This window comes from Porphyromonas sp. HMSC065F10, from assembly GCF_001808555.1.
Taxonomy (GTDB): Bacteria; Bacteroidota; Bacteroidia; order Bacteroidales; family Porphyromonadaceae; genus Porphyromonas_A.
The window spans coordinates 1,615-10,620 of the sequence record NZ_KV793778.1 but is presented as its reverse complement, the minus strand read 5'-3'; the positions used below and the strand labels follow the sequence as shown (position 1 = coordinate 10,620).

Sequence of the window (9,006 nt, the reverse complement as noted above, 5' to 3'; positions counted from 1 at the left end):
TCGAGGCACGAAGTGCCGACGACCGATGTATATAAGCGTACGCATTATGCCTCGACCCCTTGCGGGTCGCCGGGTGAGGGTGTTTGCTCGGCTTACTTACAAGCTCCGCAATGGGCGAGAGGGGTTAGTAGCCGGCTTCCTCAAGATCAGTGATCGACCATCCCGTCACATAGAGGTACATGGCTACCAAGATGGTGGTGGCGCGCTCTACCTCGTTCTCACTGGCACTCGGTGCGAGATGCGACTCATCATTTCTCCACTGACGCACCATCGATAAGTAGTCTGCAAACTTCTTATACTCCGGACTCGGATTATTCCTCAGTCCCCAAAGACTCCCAAAGGCATGTAGTGCATCGGCAAGCGACGAGTCAGTCCCATATTGCCCCTCTATCTCCTCTTCATGGATGAGATAATAGAGCTTCTTCAGAAAAGCCTCATACTTCGTGATCAACTGATTGAAGTTGCGTCTCTTATCTACCAGTCTGAGCGAAGGAGCTGTGTAGACCTGATTAAGCGTATCCTTTACTAGCTCATTGATCCCATCTAATTTCGGGATACTCTCCGCATTGAGTACAAAGAAGAGGTACTCCACCACCTCATAGAGAGGTCGCATATACTTGCTCATCTCTGCAAACTCAGGCTCCATCACCTTCACAATCTTCTCCTTCAGCAACTCCTCATTATAGACTAAGTCCTGCTGCCGCCTCGTCTGTCTGGAGAGAGCATCTACAAATCGCTCCATGAGCACCATCGAAAAGCCCTTCTCCTTCTCCATCACCTCTGCGAAGTCGTAATACCTCTCGATCTGATCCGCCACCTTCTCATCAAACTTCTCCTTCACCAGGCTCATCAGCGCGTCATAAGTATTATCCGCACGGAAAGCATCATTCACCTCCGGGTCCTCCATCACCTCCTGCCAGATCTGTCGGATCACCACATCATTCTCGTTCAGGATGTCAGCGTACGGGCTATTCACCATGTCGAGGATCTCCTTGAGCGACCTCTGCTCATCTGGCACCATCACAGTGGGCTCCCCCATACGAGGCGAGTTTATCTCCGCCTCCTCATCCTCCAGCTCGATCACACCGTCATAGCTCATCTGGATCCGCAGCTTCTCCAGGTCTACCAGCTCCAGTATCTCCATCGGGAGCGTCTCCTTGGTATAGGGGAGAAACTTATAGAGCAGCTTGCAGAAGATATAATACTTCTCCAGCTCTGGATCGGTAAAGTCAAAAAACTGAGCCGTAAAGCCATACTGCCTCACATACCGATCCACCTGCTTGCGGAATAGGTCTTGATCCTCAGTCGATAGCACCTTCACACGCTCCTCCACAATATTCAGCAAGATCGATGGGATAGACGACACCTTATTGTCAATCACAAGCTGCACCACACGATCCACCTCCTCCTCATTAAAGATCTGATACTGATCGATATCCTCCTTGCAAGTATAGATACGCTGCGTATCCACCTCGCCGTCGAGGGAGATGTTGGTGTAGTATGGCTGGAAGGCCTCTTGCACCTGGACAGCAGTGTTCCTAAAGTCGAGGATCATCGTATCCTCCTTCCCCGGGTAGCAGCGATTTAGCCGACTGAGCGTCTGGATGCACTGTATGCCACCCAGGCGCCTATCCACATACATCGTATGGAGGAGCGGTTGGTCAAATCCCGTCTGAAACTTCTCCGCCACGATCAGGATCTTATACTCATCCCCCTCAAAGGCCTTCCGGATGGCATCATCCGTCACTCCTCCCTCATTCATATTCCCCTCTGAGTAGCAGACTCCATTGTCGTCCTTCACCTCACCCGAGAAGGCCACAAGCGTCTTGATCGCACCCCCGTAGTGCTTTGCGATCAGCCGGTCGATAAGCTTCTTGTAGCCCACCGCCGCCTTGCGTGAGTCACAGACCACCATCGCCTTAGCACGCCGCCCGATCTTATTGATCGTATGCTGCATAAAGTGATCGAGCATGATAGAGGCCTTACGTGTCATGATATAGGTATCCTGACCCAGGCTGGTCAGTATCAGCCCCACCGCCTTGTCCTCATCAAACTGCCGCAGCAGATCCTCCTCGCTTACCTTCCCACTCTCCGTCACTCCATACATAGTGGTGTAGCTACGGTAGTTGAGCAGCACATCGAGGATAAACTTCTCATCTATCGCCTGCTTCATCGAGTAGAGATCATGTGCCTCCTTGCCATCCTTACCATAGAGGGCAAAGGTCTTATCCTTTGGTGTAGCGGTAAAGGCAAAGTAACTGATATGGTGCATCTGCCCCCGCATCAGTTGCGTATAGGCCATCAGGGCATCCATCTGAGAGCTGTACTCCGAGGGGTCAAAGTCCTTCATCTCTGACAGCTCTTTATCCGTGGTCAGAGCAGTTGCGATGTCCTTAGCACTCTCGTTGCCCAAAGCGGTATGTGCCTCATCTATGATCACCGCATACTTCCTACTCTTCTCCCGCTTCAGGCTCTGTAGAGCGAAGGCAAACTTCTGCACCGTGCTGATGATGATTCGTCCCCCCTCGTCGATCGCCTTTGCCAGCTTCTTAGATCCCCTTCGGATATCCTTCACCGTGCCCGCCGTTGTCTGGAAGTTTACCACCTCCTCAGCCATATTCACATTGAGCACAATCCTATCCGTCACCATTATGATAGAGTCAAAGATCGGCGTATTATCCGCATTCGTCATATTAGCCAGCTGATGTGCCAGCCACGCCATACTCTTCGTCTTGCCACTACCGGCAGAGTGCTGTATCAAGTAGTTATGCCCGGGACCCTCCTCCCGCACCAGTCGCCTCAGCAGACGCACCGCCCTCATTTGGTGATAGCGAGGGAATATCGTCACATACTTCCCTCCTGCGACCTTGTATCGCTTGATAAAGTGCTGGATGAGGTCCAGCAAACTATCCGCCTGCCACACCTCACGCCATATATAACTGGTAGGATAGTCATCCTCCACCAGCGGATTGGTACTCTCCTTATTGAAAGGCAAGAAGCGGGTCTCAGCCCCCTTCAGCTCGGTAGTCATAAAGGCATAGCTATTATCCACCACAAAGTGTACGAGACAATTCCTTAGCACCCGATTGGCGGGACTACGGTCGTACCGATACTGATAGATCCCATTGTGGTAGCTCTGCCCCGTCCCCTCATTCTTCAGCTCACAGGTGAGGAGGGGCAAGCCATTGACCAAGATACAGAGATCTATCTCCTTACCTGCATCACCTCCAAGAGTACCATACTGTAGCTGCCGTACTACCGAGAAGCAATTGGCACGATAGAGCCGATAGGGCTCACTATCGGTATCCGTAAGCTCCGGCTTGAATTGTACAAACTTCACGCGGACCCCCGCAATCGTCAATCCCTTATTGAGCAGTGTGAGGATACTATGCCCACGGTCTAGATAGGCATTGAATACTTTGATCACCTCCTCCGTCACACACCTCTCCCCATATCTCTTGGCGAGCTTTTCCCACACATCCTCCTGCGCTCTCAGGAAGCGCTCCAGCATCTCAGGGTCGCAGAGCCGCTCAATATCAAATTGACTTGCATGCCGCTCGTTGTATAGGTCACTCTCCCGTAGTGCCTCCGTGATATGCACCTCGAGTGCTGTCTCATTCAGTGGATTCATCATAGCTTAGTTCTTCTCCTCAATTTCGTTATCCTCAAAATACCTTGACACGACCCGTCACCGCATCACTGATCAACGTTTGCTTCATCTCCCTCAGCAACTCAATCTGTCGTTGCTTTCGCTCCTTAGCCTCATCTATCTCCGCACACCTCCGGTCCAAATACTCTGCTATCCGCTCCTGCTCCTCCAATGGTGGAAGGGGATGCATACAGTTCAATATAAACCCTTCCGATAGTGTAGGAATCGTACTACCCCCAACTCCTCTCTTAATTTGATGTTGCAGGAAATTGGTACAAAGCAGATAGAAAAGGAACTTACTATTGCCTACTATGTGTTTAAAAACAACTATCTGTGGATTAATTGTGGCTTCCATTGGAAGGTCGCTTACATAGCTGGTTTTACCATATGTAGATCCAGTTTTAACAAGTATAACGTCACCATTCTTGATCATTATCTCAGGTGACTCATAGTACTTTTCCCAGCTTAAATAACTACAAAAAGAATAGTCCATTGAGCCATTAACCATATTTGATGGGCTAAGCGTAATTACCCCCTCACCCAGGCTAACTAGGTCAGCTACAGTATAACCTCTATAGCCTATTCGACCGAATAAACTAGTTATGTTTTTTAGTCTACTAACCTGCCAGTGGGCGGGGATATTGCCGATCCAGTCCACACCGGAGGGTTTGAGGGGGACGGTGGGGTCGAGTCCACGGGTAACCGCTTCACTGATGATGGTTTGCTTCAGCTCGTCCAGCAGTGCGATGGCTTGCTCCTCCTTATTGATGATGCTATCAATCTCCGCACACCTCCGATCCAAATACTCCGCTATCCGCTCCTGCTCCTCTAACGGAGGAAGAAAGTACCCCAAGGTTAGGATAAAATCAGAACTTACTCTTGGCATTTTTGCACCAGTAGTGGAGCCATTTGCAACATCGGTAAAGTCTTCTGATAATAACAGATATTTAACATAGGAAGCCTTTGCATTGCCTTGACATCGCCAAATAAAGAAGTCTCCTACTGCATTACCTGAAAACTCTGCCAACCATACCTTCTTAAGGTAAGGACGGAGTTTGCCATAAACAATATCTTCACAGTTAAACTCCACGCCATTCCCCTCATAAGTGGTTTCTGTGGGTATGAATCGACCTGTAGATGACTCAATATTTTCCAATCCTATTTTAGTCTCGGAAAAAGATGGAGTTGTTATGAGTTGAAGAAAGTTTTTGAACCTACATTTTTTCCAGTGAAAAGGCACTTCTCCTATCCACTCCACGCCCGAGGGCTTATAGCTATCGTATCGTTGCATAACTATCACTGCTTCAGTGAGCGGATAAAGGAGTCGAGGGAAGTATCACTCTCCGACTCCAGAGCTTTGAGGTCGGTGAGCACTTCGTCGATGGAGCGGAGTGGCTGATACTCGTAGAATATCTTGGTGAACGGAAACTCGCAACCGATCTTGTCCTGGCTCTCATCGCGCCACGCATCGGGACGGAAGGGCAGCACCTCTTCTCGGATGTATTCGCAGATATCCACCTTGAAGGGGATCAACTCGGTATCATTAAGGGCGGTGTCCGCCAGCATTGGAGAGGAGCTGTCGAGCGGATCGGTGTAGACCTCAGGTGCCGACTCCGACACCTCACCTAAGAGGCGTCGCACATCGTTGATATTGCCCTTATTGTACTTCACCTTCTGCTGCTTGAGGTAGTCAAATAGCTCGTAGTCGCTCCTTTGCTCCTCCAGACCCTCCAGGGTGAGTAGCTGGTCAAAGAAGTCCCACTTCCTCTGTCGCTTAGGAGCATCGGGTGCGGGGATGGTACCCTCTGCCAGCAGTGCCCTGATCTGATCAGGGATATCCCGATACCAGAGGCGCATCGGTCGGCGGATGGTCACTTGGGTGTAGAGGAAGTCGTCATAGTCCAGTATCTTGGCGATCTCGACACTCCGCTCCTTGCCTGTCTCCTCATCATGAATGGTGCGAGAGAGTGGCACATACTCCTGATAGATCCGGAGGATCTCCTGTGTCCCCTCCTCACTGATCTCAAAGCGCTTCTTACCGAGTGACCGCTGGAGAGGCACCACAAACTCCTTGTAGGTGGCATCAATGAATAGCACCGTACTGCGGCGCTCGACAGGGCGGTTATTGTCCAGTATCCATAGGTAGGTGGAGATATCGGTGCCGTAAAAGAGGTTTTTCGGTAGAGCTACGATGGCATCGAGTAGGTTGCGGTCGAGGAGCATCTTCCGGATATTGCTCCAGCCACTGCCGGCACCGCCATTGAAGAGGGGCGACCCATTGAGCACAATGCCGATCCGGGAGCCGCTCCCCTCGTCCATCTTGCTGATCATATGCTGTAGGAAGAGGAGCGACCCATCGCTCTTGTCGGGTAGTCCGGCCTCAAACCTCCCGCCGGTGGTACTCTCCCTAGAGACCTCCCGATAGTCGTCGCCCCAGTCCATGCCGAAGGGAGGATTGGCGAGCATAAAATTGAATCGCTTATGGGCAAACTTGTCATCGGTCAGGGTGTTGCCCTGCATCACATGGTCCTCGAAATCTTGAAGCTCGCCCTTCATCAGGAGGTCCGACTTGCAGATGGCATAGGTCTTTTCATTTAGCTCCTGACCATATAGATTGACCCTCAGGTTGGGCATGCCCGAGATCTCCTTCATATACTCCTTCCCCTCGGTGAGCATGCCGCCTGTACCACAGCAGGGGTCGTAGATAGAGAATATCCGCCCTGGCTGATATAGCTCGCTCTCCTTACCACTGAGTGTGAGTGCTACGAGCAGTCGCACAATCTCACGAGGGGTATAGAATTGCCCCGCCTTGGTATTGGTCGCCTCCTTGGAGTAGCGCACCACAATCTCAAAGATGGTACCCATCATGGTATTATCCACCACCTCGGGACTGAGGTCTACCTGTGCAAATTTCTCTACCACGGGGAAGAGCTTATTGCTCCGATCGAGGCGAGCATAGATCTGAGAGAGGTCTGTGGAGCCACTGGAGCTATCTTCATGCACAAAGTTGGAGAGGATGTCCTTGACATTATCGGTGAAGCCATTGAGGTAGACCTTGAAGTTGTCTCTGAGATTGAGTGGCGAGGCGAGGAGCTTCTGCAGCGAGAGACCAGAGTGGTTGTAGAAGGGGAGGTGGTACTTATTCATCAGCGACTTGAGCTTGTATGCCCGCTTCTTCTCGTCTGTCACGCTCTCCAGTCCCTTTGCGATCACTTCTCGCTTGCTCTCCAGTACGCAGTCAATACGGCGTAGCAGCGTAAAGGGGAGGATCACATCCTCCACCTCGCTGTCGTCGTATAGTCCGCGTATGCTCTCCTTGATGCTCCAGATATGCTGTCCCAGTTCTTGTGCTGTCATTATGCTACCAACTTTATCTCTATGTGTGGGGGTAATACCATCCCAAATATACCTACTCTTGAGCAAGTAGCCTACCTCTGCCCTGAAAGGGGGTGTCTGCTCGGCGACCTCTCTGCCCGACCGCCTGAATGGGGCCAAATTCTAATACCGATATTAGAGATCTCTAATATCGGTATTAGAGAAAACTAATATCGGTATTAGATCAGGGCGAGAATCTGTCTCGGGAGAATGGGGTACCTTTGTGAGAGAGAAATCAATCGACAATCAAGATATGACTGAGAAAACCGAGCGTAAGAAGATTACCGCAAGAGACTTTGCGGAGCTGAAGGGGCAGCGGAAGCTTGCCTGCGTCACCTGCTACGACTATACCTCCGCCCTCCTCGTGGACAGGAGCCACATCGATGCGATACTTGTGGGCGACTCGGCATCCAATACGATGGCGGGTCACCCGACGACGCTGCCGATCACGCTGGATCAGATGATCTACCACGTGCAGTGCGTGACACGTGCGGTGCGCCACTGCTTCGTGATGGGGGATATGCCCTTCGGCACCGTGCATGGGGACCCCTATGCCGCCCTGCAGAACGCCATCCGGATGATGAAGGAGGGAGGCTGTGATGCGGTGAAGGTGGAGGGCGGTCGCGAGGTCCGCGCCTCTCTGGAGATGATCCTCGGGGCAAATATCCCTGTGGTGGGGCACCTGGGGCTGACGCCTCAGTCGATCCACCGCCTCGGGGGCTACGGCCTGCAGGCGAGGGAGGAAGCGGCCGCCGAGCGACTGCTGGAGGATGCGCGGATGCTGGACGAGATCGGCGTCACGGCGATCACGCTCGAGAAGATCCCCGCCGCCCTCGCCAAGCGGGTGACGGAGGCGGTCTCCGTGCCGACGATCGGCATAGGTGCCGGCCCCGATACCGATGCGCAGATCCTTGTGATGCAGGACATGCTGGGGATGACTGAGGGCTTCAGACCAAAGTTCCTCCGCCGCTTCGGCGAAGTGGGGGAGGCGATGGTGCGCGCCTTTGACGACTATGCCGCCGCCGTGGCAGAGGGGTCGTTTCCCAATGAGACCGAGAGCTATTAATTTTCTATCAGAAAAAAAGATATGAGACTGGACGGAAGACAACAGAGCGGCAACGTAGAGGACCGGCGTGGTAGGCGGGTCAAGGGTGCCAGCATGGGCATCGGGGGGCTGATCGTCGTCGGGCTGATCACCTGGCTGATGGGGGGTAATCCCCTCGATGTGCTTCGGCAGGGCGGTGGCGCGATCGTCACGCAGCAGGCAGCTCAGGAGGAGCCGTACACCCCGACGGCCGAGGAGGAGGAGATGGCCACCTTTGCCAAGGTGATCCTCAAGGGGACCGAGGATGCCTGGACGGAAATCTTTGCGAAGTATGGCAAGACCTATACGCCACCGCGGATGGTACTCTATACCGATGCGGTGCAGAGTGGCTGCGGTGGGGCTTCGTCGCAGGTGGGCCCCTTCTACTGCTCGGCGGACCAGACCTTATATATAGACCTCTCTTTCTTTAACCAAATGAAGACGCAGCTCGGTGCCGGGGGAGACTTTGCCTACGCCTACGTGATTGCGCACGAGGTGGGGCACCATGTGCAGAACCTCCTCGGCACGCTCGATAAGGCGCATGCGCGGATGGCGCAGGTGAGCAAGACGGAGGCGAATGCGATCAGCGTGCGGCTGGAGCTGCAGGCGGACTACTACGCCGGTATGTGGGCACACTACGACGATGCGCGCTTCGGTTCGCTCGAGCCGGGCGACATCGAGGAGGGGATCAATGCGGCACACGCCATCGGGGATGACAAGCTGCAGATGGAGGCTCAGGGGTACGTGGTGCCGGATGCCTTCAATCACGGTACCTCTAAGCAACGCATGGCGTGGCTCTATAAGGGCTACCGCGAGGGGACGCTGGAGGGGGGCGATACCTTTAGCCTGCCCGATCCATCGATCTGATAGAGACCTTTGCATAATACCCCATCTGCGG

General features: G+C 53.0%; 5 protein-coding genes. 2 read left to right on the top strand and 3 right to left on the bottom strand.

What is annotated here, in order from left to right:
• Positions 1-124: 124 nt before the first annotated feature.
• Genes HMPREF2890_RS04055 through HMPREF2890_RS04045 form a run of 3 tightly spaced genes read right to left on the bottom strand, consistent with a single transcriptional unit; the run spans position 125 to position 7,006 of the window.
• Positions 125-3,634 carry a type I restriction endonuclease subunit R gene (locus tag HMPREF2890_RS04055; RefSeq protein ID WP_070465790.1) on the bottom strand — a complete coding sequence of 1,170 codons (3,510 nt, stop codon included), beginning with the start codon at positions 3,632-3,634 and terminating at the stop codon, positions 125-127.
• Positions 3,635-3,665: 31 nt separating this feature from the next.
• Positions 3,666-4,940 (bottom strand): restriction endonuclease subunit S, encoded by a 1,275-nt coding sequence (locus tag HMPREF2890_RS04050; protein ID WP_070465786.1) that lies wholly within the window; start codon positions 4,938-4,940, stop codon positions 3,666-3,668.
• Positions 4,941-4,945: 5 nt separating this feature from the next.
• A complete protein-coding gene (locus tag HMPREF2890_RS04045; RefSeq protein WP_070465782.1) occupies positions 4,946-7,006 on the bottom strand; it encodes a type I restriction-modification system subunit M in 2,061 nt (686 codons plus the stop codon).
• A gap of 271 nt (positions 7,007-7,277) precedes the next feature.
• Between HMPREF2890_RS04045 and panB the strand changes: the two genes are divergently transcribed.
• A complete protein-coding gene (panB, locus tag HMPREF2890_RS04040) occupies positions 7,278-8,090 on the top strand; it encodes a 3-methyl-2-oxobutanoate hydroxymethyltransferase (protein WP_070465780.1) in 813 nt (270 codons plus the stop codon).
• Positions 8,091-8,111: 21 nt separating this feature from the next.
• A complete protein-coding gene (locus HMPREF2890_RS04035) occupies positions 8,112-8,975 on the top strand; it encodes a KPN_02809 family neutral zinc metallopeptidase (protein ID WP_070465777.1) in 864 nt (287 codons plus the stop codon).
• The last annotated feature ends 31 nt before the right edge of the window (positions 8,976-9,006 follow it).

Coding starts and splice junctions, on each gene's coding strand:
- HMPREF2890_RS04055 (WP_070465790.1), bottom strand. CDS start 3,634: ATGATGAATCCACTGAATGAGACAGCACTCGAGGTGCATATCACGGAG.
- HMPREF2890_RS04050 (WP_070465786.1), bottom strand. CDS start 4,940: ATGCAACGATACGATAGCTATAAGCCCTCGGGCGTGGAGTGGATAGGA.
- HMPREF2890_RS04045 (WP_070465782.1), bottom strand. CDS start 7,006: ATGACAGCACAAGAACTGGGACAGCATATCTGGAGCATCAAGGAGAGC.
- panB (WP_070465780.1), top strand. CDS start 7,278: ATGACTGAGAAAACCGAGCGTAAGAAGATTACCGCAAGAGACTTTGCG.
- HMPREF2890_RS04035 (WP_070465777.1), top strand. CDS start 8,112: ATGAGACTGGACGGAAGACAACAGAGCGGCAACGTAGAGGACCGGCGT.